Source organism: Saprospiraceae bacterium, from assembly GCA_016709995.1.
Classification (GTDB): Bacteria; Bacteroidota; Bacteroidia; order Chitinophagales; family Saprospiraceae; genus JADJLQ01.
Genome location: JADJLQ010000002.1, coordinates 672,872 through 690,655 on the forward strand (window position 1 = coordinate 672,872; position 17,784 = coordinate 690,655).

General features: G+C 42.5%; 15 protein-coding genes and 1 pseudogene. 6 read left to right on the forward strand and 10 right to left on the reverse strand.

Annotated features, from left to right (window positions below):
• Positions 1–55 precede the first annotated feature (55 nt).
• Positions 56–1,246, reverse strand: coding sequence for an acyl-CoA dehydrogenase family protein (locus IPJ09_17200; GenBank protein MBK7373146.1), 1,191 nt, complete (start codon positions 1,244–1,246; stop codon positions 56–58).
• Between the two features lie 85 nt (positions 1,247–1,331).
• On the opposite strand from IPJ09_17200, the gene IPJ09_17205 reads away from it, so the two are divergent.
• Positions 1,332–1,685, forward strand: a complete 354-nt coding sequence (locus IPJ09_17205) for a dihydroneopterin aldolase (GenBank protein ID MBK7373147.1) — start codon at positions 1,332–1,334, stop codon at positions 1,683–1,685.
• A 106-nt stretch (positions 1,686–1,791) separates the two neighbouring features.
• Positions 1,792–2,502 (forward strand): DUF4197 domain-containing protein, encoded by a 711-nt coding sequence (locus IPJ09_17210; protein MBK7373148.1) that lies wholly within the window; start codon positions 1,792–1,794, stop codon positions 2,500–2,502.
• Positions 2,503–2,951: 449 nt separating this feature from the next.
• On the opposite strand, the gene IPJ09_17215 is transcribed toward IPJ09_17210, so the two are convergent.
• Positions 2,952–3,347, reverse strand: coding sequence for a Dabb family protein (locus tag IPJ09_17215; GenBank protein ID MBK7373149.1), 396 nt, complete (start codon positions 3,345–3,347; stop codon positions 2,952–2,954).
• A 258-nt stretch (positions 3,348–3,605) separates the two neighbouring features.
• On the opposite strand from IPJ09_17215, the pseudogene IPJ09_17220 reads away from it, so the two are divergent.
• Both IPJ09_17220 and IPJ09_17225 read left to right on the forward strand, forming a co-directional pair.
• A pseudogene (locus tag IPJ09_17220) lies at positions 3,606–4,762 on the forward strand (DUF4407 domain-containing protein).
• 26 nt (positions 4,763–4,788) lie between these two features.
• Positions 4,789–5,220: a hypothetical protein gene (locus IPJ09_17225; protein MBK7373150.1), complete on the forward strand. Its 432-nt coding sequence runs from the start codon at positions 4,789–4,791 to the stop codon at positions 5,218–5,220.
• 20 nt (positions 5,221–5,240) lie between these two features.
• Here the strand turns inward: IPJ09_17225 and IPJ09_17230 are convergent, their stop codons facing one another.
• The 3 genes from IPJ09_17230 to rlmN form a co-directional block, all read right to left on the reverse strand.
• A complete protein-coding gene (locus IPJ09_17230; protein MBK7373151.1) occupies positions 5,241–6,398 on the reverse strand; it encodes a DUF2961 domain-containing protein in 1,158 nt (385 codons plus the stop codon).
• Positions 6,399–6,668: 270 nt separating this feature from the next.
• A complete protein-coding gene (locus IPJ09_17235) occupies positions 6,669–7,013 on the reverse strand; it encodes a TfoX/Sxy family protein (protein MBK7373152.1) in 345 nt (114 codons plus the stop codon).
• Positions 7,014–7,163: 150 nt separating this feature from the next.
• The gene (gene rlmN, locus IPJ09_17240; protein MBK7373153.1) at positions 7,164–8,210 is read right to left on the reverse strand and encodes a 23S rRNA (adenine(2503)-C(2))-methyltransferase RlmN; all 1,047 of its coding nucleotides are present in this window, start codon (positions 8,208–8,210) and stop codon (positions 7,164–7,166) included.
• A 361-nt stretch (positions 8,211–8,571) separates the two neighbouring features.
• Between rlmN and IPJ09_17245 the strand changes: the two genes are divergently transcribed.
• Both IPJ09_17245 and IPJ09_17250 read left to right on the forward strand, forming a co-directional pair.
• Positions 8,572–9,960: an NAD(P)/FAD-dependent oxidoreductase gene (locus tag IPJ09_17245; GenBank protein ID MBK7373154.1), complete on the forward strand. Its 1,389-nt coding sequence runs from the start codon at positions 8,572–8,574 to the stop codon at positions 9,958–9,960.
• 119 nt (positions 9,961–10,079) lie between these two features.
• Positions 10,080–11,741 carry a DEAD/DEAH box helicase gene (locus IPJ09_17250; protein ID MBK7373155.1) on the forward strand — a complete coding sequence of 554 codons (1,662 nt, stop codon included), beginning with the start codon at positions 10,080–10,082 and terminating at the stop codon, positions 11,739–11,741.
• A 27-nt stretch (positions 11,742–11,768) separates the two neighbouring features.
• On the opposite strand, the gene IPJ09_17255 is transcribed toward IPJ09_17250, so the two are convergent.
• The 5 genes from IPJ09_17255 to IPJ09_17275 form a co-directional block, all read right to left on the reverse strand.
• Entirely contained in the window at positions 11,769–12,512 is a 744-nt protein-coding gene (locus IPJ09_17255; protein MBK7373156.1) for a polysaccharide deacetylase family protein, read from the reverse strand.
• 89 nt (positions 12,513–12,601) lie between these two features.
• A complete protein-coding gene (locus tag IPJ09_17260) occupies positions 12,602–13,939 on the reverse strand; it encodes an alpha-L-fucosidase (GenBank protein MBK7373157.1) in 1,338 nt (445 codons plus the stop codon).
• A 263-nt stretch (positions 13,940–14,202) separates the two neighbouring features.
• The gene (locus tag IPJ09_17265; protein ID MBK7373158.1) at positions 14,203–16,611 is read right to left on the reverse strand and encodes a TonB-dependent receptor; all 2,409 of its coding nucleotides are present in this window, start codon (positions 16,609–16,611) and stop codon (positions 14,203–14,205) included.
• 117 nt (positions 16,612–16,728) lie between these two features.
• A complete protein-coding gene (locus IPJ09_17270) occupies positions 16,729–17,121 on the reverse strand; it encodes an OsmC family protein (protein ID MBK7373159.1) in 393 nt (130 codons plus the stop codon).
• Positions 17,122–17,129: 8 nt separating this feature from the next.
• On the reverse strand, positions 17,130–17,768 hold the full coding sequence (locus tag IPJ09_17275; GenBank protein ID MBK7373160.1) for an MBL fold metallo-hydrolase: 639 nt from the start codon (positions 17,766–17,768) through the stop codon (positions 17,130–17,132).
• Positions 17,769–17,784: the final 16 nt, after the last annotated feature.

The window sequence follows — 17,784 nt, forward strand, 5'->3', positions numbered from 1 at the left end:
GAATAATTTATATACGGTCCACCTCGTACGACATTCCACATCTTTACTGGTAGAATCACGAAAATGCGTTCAAGCCGGTTACATCCATGCCGGTAATCAATAGATGTATATCGTGAGTGCCCTCATAGGTGAGCACAGTCTCAAGATTCATCATATGACGCATGATAGGATATTCGTTGGTGATGCCCATGCCTCCGAAGATTTGCCTTGATTCGCGGGCTACAGTGAGGGCCATATGCACATTATTTCTTTTGGCCATAGATATTTGTGCAGGCGAGGCTTTGCCTTCGTTGGCGAGGACTCCCAGGCGCCAGGCCAACAATTGAGCTTTGGTGATCTCTGTAATCATCTCAGCGAGTTTTTTTTGAGTTAATTGGAATTGACCGATGGGTTTGTCGAACTGGATGCGCTCTTTGGAGTATCTCAGTGCTGCATCATAACAATCCAAAGCAGCTCCGATAGCACCCCAGGCGATGCCATACCTTGCCTTTGACAAGCAAGCCAGGGGCCCTTTAAGTCCTTTGATTTCGGGAAACACCTGTGACTTAGGCACTTTGACATCTTCAAACACCAATTCACCGGTGATAGAGGCTCTTAATGACCATTTGCCATGAATTTCCGGGGCAGAAAAGCCTTTGCTGTCTTTTTCCACGATCATGCCTCGGATGAGCCCTGATTCGTCTTTAGCCCAGACTACCGCAAGATCGGCAATTGGAGAGTTGGTAATCCACATTTTGGATCCATTGAGGATATAGTGGTCTCCTTCCTCTTTTATCCTGGTGGTCATACCCCCGGGGTCCGATCCATGATCTGGCTCTGTCAGTCCAAAACAACCGATCAACTCTCCGCTTCCCAATTTGGGGAGATATTTTTTCTTTTGTGCTTCACTGGCGTATTTATAGATTGGGTACATGACCAGAGATCCCTGTACGGATGCCATCGAGCGTACCCCGCTATCACCGCGTTCGAGTTCCTGCATGATCACCCCATAGGCTATTTCGTCCATGCCCTGGCCTCCGTATTCGTTAGGCAGGCTGGGACCAAAAGCTCCGATTTCTGCAAGCCCTTTAAACAAATGGGTAGGGCATACAGCTCTTTCGGCGTAGTCCTCAATGATTGGACTTACCTCTCTTTTGACCCAATCACGAATGACCTGCCTGGCCAGTAGATGATCTTCACTAAGCAAATCATCTACCTGGTAATAATCATGGTGTTGATAACGGTCTTCTTTTGCACTCCTTTTCATTTGGTGGTCTTAAAAGATGAATGGATTACAAAAGTAAGCATTCGTATGGGAGACCCAACGTGAGAATATTATCTTTAGCCGTAGAATGAATCAAAAGATAGGGATAGAGGGGATCAGGTTATTTGCCCATCATGGTTACTACGAAGTAGAGCGTTTGACCGGTAGAGAATTTGTCCTCGATGTATATATAGTGTTTAACCCTTTTGAAGGCCCCATTCATGACGAATTGGTAGACACGGTCAATTACGAAGAGATCTTAAATATCTGCACCCTGGAGATGGCCCAGACCTCCAAATTATTAGAGCCGGTAGCGGCCAGGATCTGCCAACGAATAAAACTCCTATCCAATATGGTACTTACTGTCACTGTCCGGATCAGCAAACAGTTTCCAGTGCTGCCAGTTCAGATCGATCGTTTTTTTGTTGAAATCACTTTGTGACGATTTGATCCAGCTTGCGTCCTTAAAGAGTAAAATCAGAGTATTAATACTTTTATAACTAACTAAATCGCTTATTGTGGCGTTGAATAGTGTAAATTTAGACCATATGAAAAAATTCTTATTTCTGATGATTGCATTGTCTATGGCGATTGCCTCTTGCGCACAGTTTTCAAAGCTAAAACTCCCCAAATTAAGTACTGGCTTGAGCATAGAAGAGATCGGAGGAGGTCTCAAAGAAGCGCTTAACAATGGTATCAGCAAAGGATCTGATCTTTTAAGCCAGGTCGATGGCTATTATCAAAGCCCTTATAAAATATTTTTGCCTGCAGAGGCTACCAATGTCATCAATAAACTCAAGATGGTGCCTGGATTTAATGACCTTGAGCAAAACTTAACCCTTCGGGTCAACCGCGCTGCAGAACTTGCTGCGCAAAAAGCTAAGCCGATATTTGTCAAAGCAATAAAAGAAATGACTTTTCAGGATGCGACCAATATATTGATGGGTGCGGATACATCTGCTACCTTTTATCTTAATCAGCATACCTATGCACCGTTATATTCAGAATTTCAACCGATTATCCTGGATGCGCTCAACGAAGTGCATGCCGCAGATTATTGGGAGACAGCAGTGACCGCGTACAACAAAATACCTTTAGTAAAGAAAACCAATCCAAAATTGGACGATTATGTTGCAGCTCAGGCACTCAATGGTCTTTTTGCCATGATCGCTAAGGAAGAAATCGGTATCCGCAAAGACATCAGCCTACGTACTTCTGATTTACTCAAGAAAGTATTCGCTAAGCAGGATAAAAAATAGTCCCGCAGCTTTTATTAAAGGATTAAATCGGAACATTCGGATCCGTGCTGGAAGCCTCCGGAATCAATTCAGGACTTTTGCTTAACACGTACATTTTAATCCTACTAAATCTTTGTCTTCATAGTGCTTGCTTTTAACGTTTTGGCCTCGTGCATCAATTGGTATTAACCCATCTGTCTGGTAGTAGGATCCATGCTGAACCGTAAACTTACGGTATAAAAATTTTTAGATGCCGTCAATTAATCCCGTAGGGAAATAATGTTTATGATAGAACTTCTAACATCATAAATCGTTGCCTGCATAGTCTTACTTTTAACCTTTTGGCCTCGTGTATCAATTGGTAATAACCCATCTGTCTGGTAGTAGGATCCATGCTGAACCGTAAAGAAATAGGTTTAAACCTATTAAAGAATTTTTAAACTGACAAGGATCTAAATTTGTGATAAGCCTCAATTCATCGCCCAAAAGTCAATCACCAACACTTTATCCAGGTGTGGACCCAATACTTTACCAAAAGCTTTGTGTTCCGGATGTATCAGATAGGCATCCCTATCCGCTTCTGATGTAAATGTGAGCACAAAACTATGGGTAAAGCCTTCATTATGATTTTCAGGACTGTTGTTCGTGCCCCACTCATAACCTTTGATTTGACTTATTTTAGAGGGCAGAACTCCAAAAGCGGTCTCTACTTTTTTGATATCCTCCGCCGAACTGGCGTCCTTAAATTTGAACAGGACTACGTGGCGTAAATTTTTAGGCTTGTTGGTTGAAGTGAGATTGGATTGTGACTGCATCGCTATCGGAAGAGTAAATAAAAACACAAAAGATAAAATTAAGAATTTCATTGATTAGATTTTTGCCATGAAGATATTTCTTATTTAGTAACCAAATGCATTGAATTCAGAAACCAGGCCTTGCTTGGATAAAATTATTATTCAACAACATCATGGCATGGAGTTATGTGAATTATTTGTTATACTATGTTGAGTATAAGCTAAGAATATCCTAAAGTCATAGTTCAAAACTTCCTTTCCGTCGAATAATTTATCATCTGCACAATTTAGACTGATACCTTGGGGTTTAAAATTGCTTAAACCTTAAACATGAATTCCATCGAACAGTTTTTCCTGATGTGCTCCGGTGCCAATGCTACCATTCTCAAAAAAAGCCCCACCGATATCAATAAATATATAGGTATCGGTGCTACGATTTTTTTTACTGGCTTGCTGGCGATGATCTCGGCGAGTTATGCGATCTATACTGTCTTTGATAGTTGGGGAGGGGCCATTGCTTTCGGTTTGGTATGGGGGCTCATGATATTTAACCTGGATCGGTATATCGTATCCTCGATGAAAAGGCGTGGCACTTTTGGCAGTGATTTTATGACCGCTTTGCCTCGTCTTGTGCTGGCAGTCATCATATCAATCGTCATTTCCAAACCATTGGAATTAAAAATATTCGAAAAAGAGATCAATGCAGAGCTCATCAGCATGGAGCAGGAGGTGTACAAAACCCAGGAATCCAAAGTACAGGATCGCTATCAAAGTCAGACCCTGGCACTCCAAAGCGAGATCGCTTCACTAAAAGCAGAGATACAAGTCAAACAAATCAAACGAGATGAACTGGCCGCCATCGCTCAGCAAGAAGCTGATGGCACCGGAGGCTCAAAACAAAAAAACCTGGGTCCTATCTACAAAGCCAAAAAAAGGATGCAGACCAGGCAGATGCTGAACTAAAAACGTTGATCGCACAATATCAGCCATTGATCAATGACAAAGAGGCTACCATAAAAGCTACACAAGAGTCTATGACTGCAGACATCCATGGATTAAATAGAGCTGGCCTCGGTGGTTTTGCCTCCAGGATAGATGCCCTGTCCCGACTAGCTGCCAACAGTCAGGCAATCTGGATAGCCAGCCTTTTTATCATGTTGCTTTTTATCGCCATTGAAACAGCTCCAATCTTTACCAAACTGATTTCTGCCCGCAGCCCCTATGATTATCTATTGCACAAACACGAACATGTATTCGAGATGAATCATAAACAATTGACTTCGATCCTGGCCACTTCTACACAATACAAAATATCTCAGGAAAATGAAATCGATACATTTAAAGCGCAGACCCGCATTCGGGCTGAAAAACAACTCATAGAACATGCCGTTAAAGAAGAGGTAGATCGACTAAAACGAGAACCAGCCGGCTGGAAAGAGTGGTGGGCAAAAGGTCTTTTTATCAACCGGCCGGAAGCCAATTTGTAGTTTTTAGTTGTTTAAACCCAACTACTTTGGGTTATTCCTCCGTCTATGGTTATATGAATAGAATGATAGGCATATGCTTCCTGACTTTGTTTTTTGCTTGTGCTAAGGATCAAAGCGCTGATCAGGGTGTTTTAGAAGGCAAATATCTTACCAATCGATTATTAGATATAAGTTGTGCTGTAGTGCCTGAAGACAAACTGCCCTTTCTGCAAGTACTTAAATCAAACTCCTCTGAATACGAATTTGTACTCACCCGATTTAATCCGGATAGGCAAATCTCAAAATACCCTGGCATCACGTTGCAAACAGATACAGCAGATCAATCACTATTATTCTATCGTGGTGATCCGGCAGGTAGCTGGAAGAATTCTATCCTGGCCGACAATCATAAACTATTGACTTTTTCGATTCAGTTGGCAGACCAGTGGGTGTATTTTGTAGGAGTGAAAGAAGAATAGTAGCTTCTTGATCCGGGACTTTATTTTACCTCCAACAGATCTTTTTCAGGTAGGGCCGGATATTTGGTATGAGGTTCCGTTTGATACCAAAACACCGTGGACGCTATATCGTCCTGAAGCGGTAGATATCTTCCATCACTGCGCCAGCCTAAGGCCTGAATCGTCACTTTGAGATCTTTTTCAAATCTGATAGGATCGGTGATATGCCATCGGTACAATCCAAATCGTTGGGTGATCTGGTAGTGACCATCTCCTTTGATCACCTGGTGCATGCCCGCATAGGGCGTATTGAAAACGGTATAGTCTACTGTTTCTACCCCGGCGGCGTTTTTAGTACGGGTGTCAAAATCGTAGGACCCGCAGAAATAATCTTCTGTACCTGTGCCTGCAATGGTCGGCCATTGCTGATCTCCATCCATATAAAATTTGATTTCACCTTCACCCCACCATCCATTGTCCAGAGATCCATAAGCTATATATGTGCCGACATAATGCCCTTTTCCTTTTATGCCATCGACCAAAGTATAGACTGATTTGTAGGGCAATCGATTGGTCCTGCGGAATTGTGCATGAAAATAGCCTGCATCCGGCGCTACCTCGGTAAGTGAATAATCAACCTGGTAATACAAGATCATATCTTTTTCGTCTATATTCTCCATAGTGATCTTGCATTTTTTCCTGAATGGCATTGGCCAATAACAATTGAATGCGCTACCGGGATTGACGGTAACAGCCAGGGAAGACAAAGGCGCATATTTACACCATCCCATTCCAAAAAAATCACCCACCGGTACTTCTATGGATGGTTCAGTTTCATCATCCCAATAAAATCTAAGTATGGAAAATCTCCAATTGCCGGTAGGGGTCATCCAGATGTGTTGTATGGCTCCGGGTCCGGTGATTTCTGCTAAAGTAAAGGTGGTCTTAGAAGCGATTTTTACGCTTGGACTTACCTTCCATCCCTGTCCCAGGTCACGGGATGCCCTGGAGCCGGTGCCTTCTGTCGCCATTCCTGCTTTGCCTTTTTCACCAGTAAAGTTTTCAGGGCTGATAGACCTGGTCCTGGCATCAGATAGACGAAATAGATTGCCCATGTTTACGCCGATGCCATCAAATTTGGTTTGGGCATGTATACTGATACTAAAACATAATGCCAGTAATAAAGTGATTTTTTTCATATTCATTTTTTTTGGATCAATGAAGTTAGCTAAGATTTTCATTATGATGGATGCCGTATATATACTGAGTGTAGGATAATATGCATCCAGAATGAAATATTTTTCTTTCAGGCATGGGGGAACGCAAGCGTTTTGTGTACCTGGTCAGGCGCACCCATAAAAAGTGTATGATAAGGAACTCCTCTATAGCAGGAATTATATCGGAGTGAAATTTTGAGGATTGCGATGGTGCATCACATTTCAATTCTGACAGTACAATACGAATCAACGTTATTTCTTCTTTTTCTTACTCGACTTCGCTTGTTTATTAAAGTCCAGTGCGAGGTCAATCCAAAAGTTAAAGTCTTTCTGTGATTTCATGCCGGTCTCATCTACGAGCACGTAGCCTTTCATAGGTCGGTGCGTGAAGTCCATGGGGCGGCACCCGGGTTTCTCTATCATCTCATCATGCATGGTTGGGTCTATCCGGCACATCAGCTCATCTTTGATGATGCCCACACACATTTTGTCATTATACATAAAGGTGAGCCCACCCATCATCGCTTTTTCTTCTACCTTGGATAAGGTGGCGAATCTTTTGCGGATGCGCTGTGCTAAATTTTCGTCGTAGGCCATAGTTAAAATTAAATTTTTTTGGCTGAATTAATTATACCGGCAAGTATTTTTTTGATTAGGTATGATCTCAGGATGGTGAATTGAATCGCAGGGGTATCTTTCTTCAAGCAATTATTTTCAAAACTTCAGAAGCGTTGAAGCCTTATCAAACTACTCCTTATTCGCTAACTGGCCACATGCCGCATCGATATCTTTCCCTCTGCTGCGCCGCACAGTCACATATACTCCATGTTTGTACAGGTAATTGGTGAATATATCCAGGCGATCCTGGGTCGTCTTGACAAACGCTACACCTCCTATAGGATTGTATTCAATGATATTGACTTTGACTGGGAAGTTTCTTTTGCACAGACTGACTAAATGTTGGGCATCCAACAGCGTATCATTAAAATTATTGAAGGCTATATATTCGTACGTGATATCGTTGCGGGTCTTGTAATAGAAGTATTCCAGGGCGTCCATGAGGATCTCAAGATTATTAGATTCATTGATCGGCATGATCTCATTGCGTTTGATATCATCGGCCGCATGGAGGGAAAGTGCCAGGTTGAACCTCACCTGGTCATCCCCCAACTGTCGGATCATTTTGGCGATCCCGGCAGTACTGACTGTAATACGATTAGGGCTCAGGCCTATCGCCAGATGGTGCGTGAGTAATTGGGTACTACGTATGACTTCTTTATAATTGAGCAGCGGCTCGCCCATGCCCATATACACGATGTTGGAGAGTGGCGTAGCATATTGCTCCAGGGATTGTTGATTGACTAAAAAGAACTGATCTACGATCTCTGCAGCCTCCAGATTACGCAGTCGTTTCATTTTACCTGTAGCACAAAAACTACAGGTCAGACTACAGCCTACCTGGGTCGATACACACACCGTATACCGCTTGGATTGCTCCACCGGGATGAGCACCGACTCTATTTTAGGACCATCATGCAGGACAAACCGGGATTTGATCGTACCATCAGTACTTACCTGGGATTTGTCCAGCTGGATGGGCTTGAATGCCGTCAATGACCCTAGCTTTTCTCTCAATGCCATGGATAGGTCGGTCATTTGCGCTATTTCAGCTACCCCTTTTTTCCAGAGCCATTGATAGATTTGTTTTGCCCTATATTTGGTCTCTCCAATGGATAAGACCCAGGCCTCGAGTTGATCGAGATCCATGGATCGGAGGTCTATTGGCTGTGACATGAGGCTGCAAAGATAAGCGCTCTACGCTCTATGATCAGACTAATCTGTGCCCATACTGGTTTGTAATAACATCAGAATAATATTCCATTATTGCCTTTAACATTTACAATTTATTTAATAATATTGTGAAATATTAAATAAATACGAATTATATGCTGAATACGGAGCAATCTCATTCTTTTGTGAGTAAATATTGATACCAGTACTATTATTGCATTATCCAATATATTTTTTGCCAAATGAAATTTTTTTAGACTGGACTACCTCTTATTATTATTGCGCCTACATTTGCCGCCACCCCGGATTTTACCAGATACATATATCTTGTATGTTTAGGGTGAATCAGAAGACAAAATATATTATGAACAGCGTATTAGAACCTCATTTGCCGCCCCCTAACGGCAAAAGGATAGTAGTGATCGGAGGGGGATTTGCAGGGATAGAATTTGCCAAAAAACTGACTAGTCGGGATTTTCAGATCGTACTGCTGGATAAAAATAATTACCATCAGTTTCAACCGCTTTTTTACCAGGTTGCGACCGCAGGTATAGAGCCTAGCGCGATTTCTTACCCATTCCGAAAGTTATTTCAGAACAAACCCAACTTCCACTTTAGGCTGGCAGAAGTATTCCATATAGATACTGTGACCCATGTCCTGGAGACCTCCATCGGTGACATCACCTATGATTACCTGGTGCTGGCCATGGGTGCGCAGACCAATTTTTACGGCAATCCATCTCTTGAAAAACACACTTTCCCTTTAAAGTCAACGACGGAATCACTTGTTTTCAGGAATTCGATTCTGAAAAAATTTGAAGATGCATTATTGGCGAAAACTTATGAAGAAAGAAAAAAACTACTTCAGTTTGTGGTGGTCGGAGGAGGTCCTACGGGGGTCGAAGTGTCGGGAGCACTGGCAGAGATGAAAAAATTTATTTTACCCAAAGATTATCCTGAGGTGGATTTTGACCTGATGAAAATCTTCCTCATCGAAGGGTCAGACCGTATCTTGAGTGCTATGAGCCCCGGCTCATCCTCTACAGCCAAAAGCTATCTTGAAAAATTTGGTGTAGAAGTCTTCACCAATAGGACAGTCGCTCATTATGATGGATCCGTGGCTACCTTATCGGATCAAAGTACCATTCAAACCAGTACAGTGATCTGGGCTGCCGGTGTCAAAGCTGTCCGAATCGATGGTTTGAGACAGGAAGTATACCTGCCAAATAATCGCATCATAGTAGATCCTTACAATCGGGTGACCGGGTATGATAATATATATGTACTCGGTGATCAGGCGGTAGGGGTGACGGCGATGCCGCAGGTAGCACAGGTAGCTATACAACAAGCATGGAGGCTGGCCAAAAATCTCAATAAAGGATTTGATCTTGCCAAGTGGAGACCTTTTAAATATCATGATATGGGTACCATGGCGACCGTAGGGCGTAATAAAGCAGTTGCTGAGATCTACGGCCTTAAATTTTCAGGATTTGTTGCCTGGTTTATCTGGATGTTTATTCACTTGATTTCATTATTAGGCTTTAAAAACCGGTTGCAGACTTTGATCAATTGGGCCTGGAATTATTTTTCATATGACCAATCTTTGAGATTAATGATCAACTCCCACAAAGAACCAACCTTTCTACGCAGCCCCTCATCCAAAGCCTTCCGTCAAGTTGCTTCTACTCAGGCGAAAGAAACAAAAGATGGGTCCAGACCTTCCAATGAACGAATATTAGCTACAAATCCTTAGGTATATGCTTCATAATACCAGCCTGGGCTGAGCCATTAGTTCTTTAGCAGCTTACTTCTATAGGATTTAATTAACGTAACTTTGCCGCGCGAGCAAATTTTTGACTATAATACAACCAAGTGAATAAATTCGAAACATTAGGCATAGAACCTAATCTGGTGAAAGCCATTAAAGATTTGGGATTTGAGACCCCAACTGAAATTCAGGAAAAAGCAATACCGGTATTACTCGGTGGGACCAATGATTTTATTGGGCTGGCTCAAACCGGTACCGGCAAGACAGCTGCTTTTGGGTTGCCCCTCCTCCAATTATTGGACGCAAGCAAAAAATATCCCCAGGCATTGATCATCTGCCCGACGAGGGAACTTTGTATGCAGATCAGCAAGGACCTGATCACTTATAAAAAGTATACCTCCGGCATCAATACCTGCGCCGTCTATGGAGGTGCCTCGATCGTCGATCAAATCAAACAGATCAAGCGCGGTATCCAGATCGTCATCGCCACACCAGGCCGCCTCATCGATGTGATCGAACGCAAAGCCATTGACCTCAAACACATCCAATATATCGTCCTGGATGAAGCTGATGAAATGCTCAATATGGGATTTAGAGAAGATATCGAGCATGTGCTGCAACATACTCCTGAACGGGAACGAATTTGGCTGTTTAGTGCCACGATGCCTACAGAAGTTAAAGCAGTCAGCAGGCGATTTATGAAAGCTCCTTTGGAGATCACTATCGGCAAAATCAATACGGCCAATATCTCCATCGATCACCAATTCACGATGGTCCTGCATAATAACCGGTATGAAGCTTTAAAAAGGCTCATCGATTTTAACCCTGGCATGTATGGTCTTATTTTCACCCGCACCAAACTGGATGCTCAAAACATCACGGAGAGCCTGGTGAGAGAAGGATATGATGTGGATGCACTCCATGGTGACTTGAGCCAGGCGCAGCGTGATAAGGTCATGGCAAGATTCAGGTCCAAAGAGTTACAGCTATTAATTGCCACGGATGTTGCAGCCCGGGGTATTGATGTAAAAGGGATCACCCATGTCATCAATTACGAATTGCCGGACGATCCTGAAGTCTATACACATCGAAGTGGCCGTACCGGACGGGCAGGTCTTAGCGGGATTTGTATGAGCATAGTGACCCCTAAAGAGCGCAGCCGGATCGAGCAGATCGAACGGTTTGTCAAAATGCAGTTTCACCGATTTGATATTCCTTCCGGAAAGGATGTGTGTAGAAAACAGTTCTTTCACTTTATGGATAAAATGCTTGCTGCTGACATCAGTCATGGTGATTATGAAACCTATTTGCCGGATCTCAAAGAAAAATTTGATCATATATCCAAAGAAGACATCCTCAAACGCATGATTGGATTTGAATTTAATCGATTCCTTCAATATTATGAGAATGCAGCAGACCTGAATATCAAAAAAGAAGATCGCTCGAGGGCTAAACTTAAATCGGGTCCTGTTGGCAGATCTTCCTCTGGCAATGACCGTTCAAGATCATATGATGGCGGAGGTGGCAATGCCAATTATAAAAGAATCTTTGTCAATCTGGGTCAGAAAGATGGATTTTACAAAGCCTCATTTCTTCAGTTTATCCTGGACACCAGCAATCTTAATAAGGAAGTATTGGGTAGAATAGATATGAAGACGCTTGGCAGCACCTTTGAGATAGAATCTTCTTCCGCTTCAAAAATGATCAAATCGCTGGATGGTAAAATGTACAAGGGCCGAAGGATCAAAATGAATGAAGATAGGTAAGGAAGGGTAGTGGATAATTGGGGCGGATCAATTCAGCATTTCCGATACAGTTTTGAATAAATATCCTTTGTCCTGGAGATAGCGGATTAGGCCCGGGACTTGTTTAAAAAATTTTTCATGTCTGGCACTTCCGGCACCAATATGCATCAACAGGATAAAACCATTCAAGCCTGAAGTTGAGTTCATGTCATATGCTGTGATCGAATTCCATATAGTTAGGTTACTTCTAAAATTTTTATCCTGATCACCCGTATAATCTGCATGACTCAATGTACCTGGTGTATAATTGATCAATTGATATCCAGCTTGTTTTGTCCATGCAGCTATGGCGTCGTTATACCACTCATACGGGGGTAGAAAAAAGGTAGCTTTGGATATGTCCACCCCGATCTTTTTCATCGATAGATAGTTTTGTGTAAGATCTGCTTCAAATTGCTGCCGGGTCACTAATAGACTGTCCCGATGTGTCCAATCACAATATAATAGATGCTGGTCGGAGTGCCCTCCCAGGTAATGACCATCCCTGATCAAATTTTGAATACCTTTTTTAAATGATGCATGCCGGTAAAACCTGCCAGTGAAGAAAAACGAAGCCTTAATCTTCGACTTTTTTAAAGCCCGTCGCACCAATTTTAATCCTTCTCCATATTCGTCCCCGGAAAAAATAATCGCGATTTGTTTTGTAGTCGAATCACCTCGCACGATAGCCCCATGATCATATTTTAAATCTCTTTTTGATTGGCCTTGGAGCACATGAGGTATCCAGACCATCAGGAAAAAGAAAATCACAGTATGCAGTTTACTCATACGAAGTCACGCTTCCGCATTGCTCAACTTTACGGATCTTCAAATTCCCTTCTTCAATCATTGACCACCTTAAATACCCAGGCGTATTTCCCTTTAACTTTTTTTGGTAAAGTAATCAGGTAATCACCATTTGAAAGTTGCGACCAGGCTAAAGATTTTTTGGATCCAAGCAGATAGATTTTGGACCCTGCTTTGGGATGTATATCATGTATCGTGGCGGTAGGACCATTCAGCTGATCAGCAATGACATAAGTATATTTGCCATCCTTGCTTTCCGTGAATTTTAAATGTTCTCCTTCTTTATAATTTTTCCTGCTTCGGGTGTTATAGATAGACTCACCATTGGTCTTTAGCCATTTGCCCATCTCTTCCAGTCGATCTACGCTTTCTGCAGGGATGAGCCCTTCTGCGGTGGGGCCTACATTGAGCAGATAATTGCCCCCTTTGGCAGCTACATCGATCAGGTTGCTGATGAGTTTTTCCGGAGCCTTCCAGTTATGATCATTCTTTTTAAAACCCCAGGTATCATTCATCGTCATACAAGATTCCCAGTCATAATTAGAGGTACCCTCGAGAATCTCCTGTTCCGGAGTGCCAAAATCTCCGGCAGCATCCGCATATTCATTCATGCCATTCATACCTTTTCGTCCTTTACCGATACGATTATTGATGATGATATTGGGACTCAGTTGTTTGATGAAATGATAGAGGTCTTTGCCCTGATCTTCTGTCCACTCAGGGATCCATTCACCGTCAAACCAGAGTACGGCAGGATCGTAGTTTTCGATGAGTTCTTTGATTTGAGGTTTGAGATAGTTTTCACGATAATTAGCCCAATCGGGGTTTTCTGTATTTTGATGGGTATAGTTTTTCTTTGATTCTGCATCGGGCTGATGCCAGTCCATGATGGAATGGTAAAAACACATTTTAATTCCTGCTGCTTTGCAGGCATCGGTCAGCTCTCTCAAGATATCCCTTTTGAACGGGCTGGCGTCCATAATATCATATTGAGTCACTTTAGAGTCCCATAAGCAAAAGCCATCATGATGTTTGGAGGTAATGACGATGTACTTGACACCGGTACTTTTAGCGATGTCTACCCATTTTTTTGCATCAAATTTGGTAGGATTGAACTGGTGCACAAATTCTTCATATTCCGCCGTAGGTATATTGGCACTATGCATGATCCATTCACCAATGCCTTTAGTCTCTTCTCCTTTGTAGATCCCTGCGGGAACAGAGTAAACACCCCAGTGGATGAACATGCCAAACCCAGCATCCCGCCACCACTCCATGCGGCGATCCCTTTCTGCTTTGGACTCCTGCATTTGAGAGAATGCCATCCAGGGTAAGCTTAGCATCAGCAGAAGCCATAAATACGATCTTTTCATTGTAATGTTGGTTGATATTTTACTCCAAGATAAATATTTTTATCATGCCAGGTGATATTCCACTTTAAGGAAGCACATTTTGCCAGTTAGATTGCATTGGGTTTATTTTAGCTTGTTTTACATATAGCTTCGAAAGGGGATAGTGAAGCTTCCTATCCCGCGTAAGATTGCGATTTATAGTCACCATCTGACCTATGCCGGTGGTGGGGAGCGATAGACTAAATCTGAGTATCAACCATTGCCGGCCCTTCTTTTTTCTTCTTCTACTCCGGTGCTCCTTTGCCTGGCTCTCTGGATGGTGGTTTTGCCAAACCTATGTGTCCAAGACAAGGTAGCCACCCGACTATCCCAGGTCCGATCTGTAAAAAATCCATATTTTGATACTGTACGATCACTGCAATATGATTGGTGGTAAATAAGTCTGAGACCGAAAGCTTGAAAGTCGATTTTCTATTGTGGGTAGTTTTGGCTAGTCCCGCCGTAACTTGAGCAAGATCCTTAATGATAAACAGGCCCCAGGCATTTTTTGATTGGTAAAAACTATTTAGCTCTGCTGACCAACCCTTTTTCCCCAGCACAAAACTATTTGAGAAGTTGAGATCAAATGCAGTGTAATCATTGTTTAATTGGCCTCCTTGCAGTGGACTGTTATACACATTGTAATAGACACTTGCCGCCATATTAGCTGTATAAAACTTTTTATATTGAAGCGGGATAGATAAACCGAAATTGTAATTTTCAAAATCCTGCAGATTAGCAGGGATCTGGTACGATATTTTTGTTTGATCATCCTGGCTAAAAATATCCGTGATGGTTGCATGACTTTTGGTATAACTCAGATTGGTTATATATTTATTTTTAAAAGTATGATTGAGTTCAAACACCTGGGATGATACCGATCTTAAGCTTGGATCTCCCACGACATAGGTGTATGGGTCCACAAATATTCTAAAGGGGTTGAGCTGACGATAGGTTGGTCTGTCTATTCTGCGGCTATAGGAGAAAGAAAGTGTGTGATCCTTATTCAATTTTTGATTAAAAAAAAGGGTGGGAAATAGTTGAGCATAATCCCTGGTAAAGGACTCTCCGGTGGTTTGTTGGTTGCCATGGGTATGCGTATGCTCCATGCGTATGCCCACCTGAAAATCAAAAGAAGCATATTCTTGTGAAAAATTGATGTAGGCAGCATTGATGTTTTCACGGTAAATAAAATGATTGGATCGGGTCTGGTCCAGGGTGGCAGCATGATTGAAAATATTGAAAAATTTGATATCGCTGTTAGTGGTGACCAGCGAGGATTTGATACCTGTCTCCAGTTTGGATTTGTCATTGATAGGCTGCAAATAATCCGCTTTGGCAGATACTACTTCAATATTCCCTTTTTGATTTGTATTGAGCAAGTCATTAGAGGCAGGCAGACCCAGAGCATTATAATATTGATTGGTAAAATCCTGCAAGGCACGTGAGGTATATCCACCAAAATCTATATCTACGGTGAGCTCTCTGCCAGTGCTGTCAAAATTGTGTTTGAGATTGATATTACTGAAAGCATTAAAATTTTTTCCAGAAAAATGATTGTTCGTCTCTGTGGTATATGCCAATTGCCCAAGGGGATCAGTGATCCGGCTCGCGGTATTGCCATTGCGACTATGATTTAATAGATTTCCATTGACCATGACGCCGACGATGGTTTTTTTGTTTAAGTAGTAGTCTGCGCCAAATTTAAGATTTTGACTATTTAATGGTTGTGGAATAAAACTTTGCTGGTCAAACACAGACTCCAGGGTGCCATCCGGATTAAGAAATTTTCTATTGATAAAGAATCGTGTAAAATTTTTTGGAGCGGAGATGGAATAATTTCCAAACAAGTTCCATTTTTTGTTTCTATAATTCAAATTGCTTGTGGCCGAGGGTTTATAATATTTTCCCTGTCCCTGGTTTAGACTCAGGGTGCCGTTCAACCCCTGGCGAATGTCTTTTTTAAATTTAATATTGATGATACCTGCATTGCCGGCGGCATCATATTTGGAGGAGGGGTTAGTGATGAGCTCTATTTTTTCAATGGAAGATGCCGGAACACTTTTAAGATATTGCATGAGGTCAGTACCTGCCAAAGGACTGGGTTTACCATCTATCATGATGATTACACCCTGTTTTCCCCGAAGCCTGATGCCACTCTCTTCGTTGACTACGACACCGGGTGACCGCTCTAATAAATTGAGCACATGGCTGCCGGCGGAAGATATACTGTTTTCGACATTGATGATGATGCGATCGAGCTTTCTTTCAATCAGGGGCACCTTAGCCGTAACTTCTACTTCTGATAATGTTTGAGTAGAAGCGTTTAGTATGATATCCCCTAATTTAAATTGGTTCATTTCAGGACTGATGTTAATCTCGCCGGATCTATAAGTATCGTAGCCAATATAGCTGATGAGTATAAAATACTTTTCTGGAGCAATATTTTCTAACTGAAATCCCCCATCCTTATCCGGCAAAGTAGTTTTGCTTAAAAAGGTATCACTCATTCTCATCAAAGCAATAGTTGCAAAATCTGCCGGTTGTTGGTTTTCGACAAAAACGCTTCCTGTAACCATGCCATTATTAGAGGATTGACCAACGATATTGGTGAAGTACGATAGTGCCAGGATAAAACCCATTAATTTTACCATAATAATTATTTGGCTCAAAGGTATTGGGCCTCATCCAGGACACCTTCCCCCATTCAGCGGGATATCTGGTCTTTTTATCTCAACCAACCTGGTAGCCAGAGTATCCTTGAGTTAAAGTCAGTACACGATTTCGACCTGTCCGGTTACGATCCTGGCGACCGGGCATTTTGGGAGCAATGATTTTAATCGTGCATATTGCTCTTCGTCGAGATCGCCTTCGACGGTGAGTGCTTCGTGGATTTTATTCAGCACTCCGGACTCAGTTTTGACTTCCTCGAGTCTTAGCTCGATCTTGATCTTATCTACAGGCCATTCTTTTCTAGCAGCATACATGCGCAGGGTGATCGTAGCACAAGTCCCGACTGCGCTGAGGAGTAGTTCGCCGGGAGAGGGTCCGGTATTGCCTCCATGATTGTACTCAGGTTCGTCGGCATACCAGGTATGGATTCCGTTGGAGCAGGCACAGCGATAGGGGGCATCGATGGATTCGATAGTGGTGATTCTAGCCATAGGTAGTATTAGTTTAAAAATGGGTTGTGCATACGTTCATGACCTATGGTCGTAGAGGGTCCATGCCCGGGATAGACCGATACAGTATCCGGTAAGGTGAATAATTTTTGATGAATGTTTTGCAGTAATAGTTGGTGATTGCCTCCCGGCAGATCTGTCCTGCCGATAGATTCATAAAACAATACATCCCCAGCGATCAGGATCTGTTCCGACGCCTGGTAGAGGCAGATACTCGCTGGTGAATGACCTGGCGCAGATAGTAGAGTCCAAGACATTTCGCCAAGTGGGATCGTATCAGCATCGGTCATCAAATGATCCGGGCTGGGAGAAGCTTCGGCTTTGATCGCATACATATCAGCTACCCGCATCATTTGGCTCAGCATCATTTCTTCACCCAGCGGCACCCAAAGGGGGATATCAAAGGTCTCTTTGCACCACTTATTCCCCAGTACATGATCTATATGACAATGTGTGTTGATCAGAAGTGTTGGGCGTAGTCCTTCTTTTTTGATAAAGGTTTCGAGCATTTTTCTTTCATTGCCATCATTGCATCCCGGATCGATGATCAACGCTGATCCTTGCTCATCATAAAGGACATACGTGTTTTCACTAAAAGCATTAAATGTGAATAATTTGACATGAATCATAGGAGCAAAGGAATGC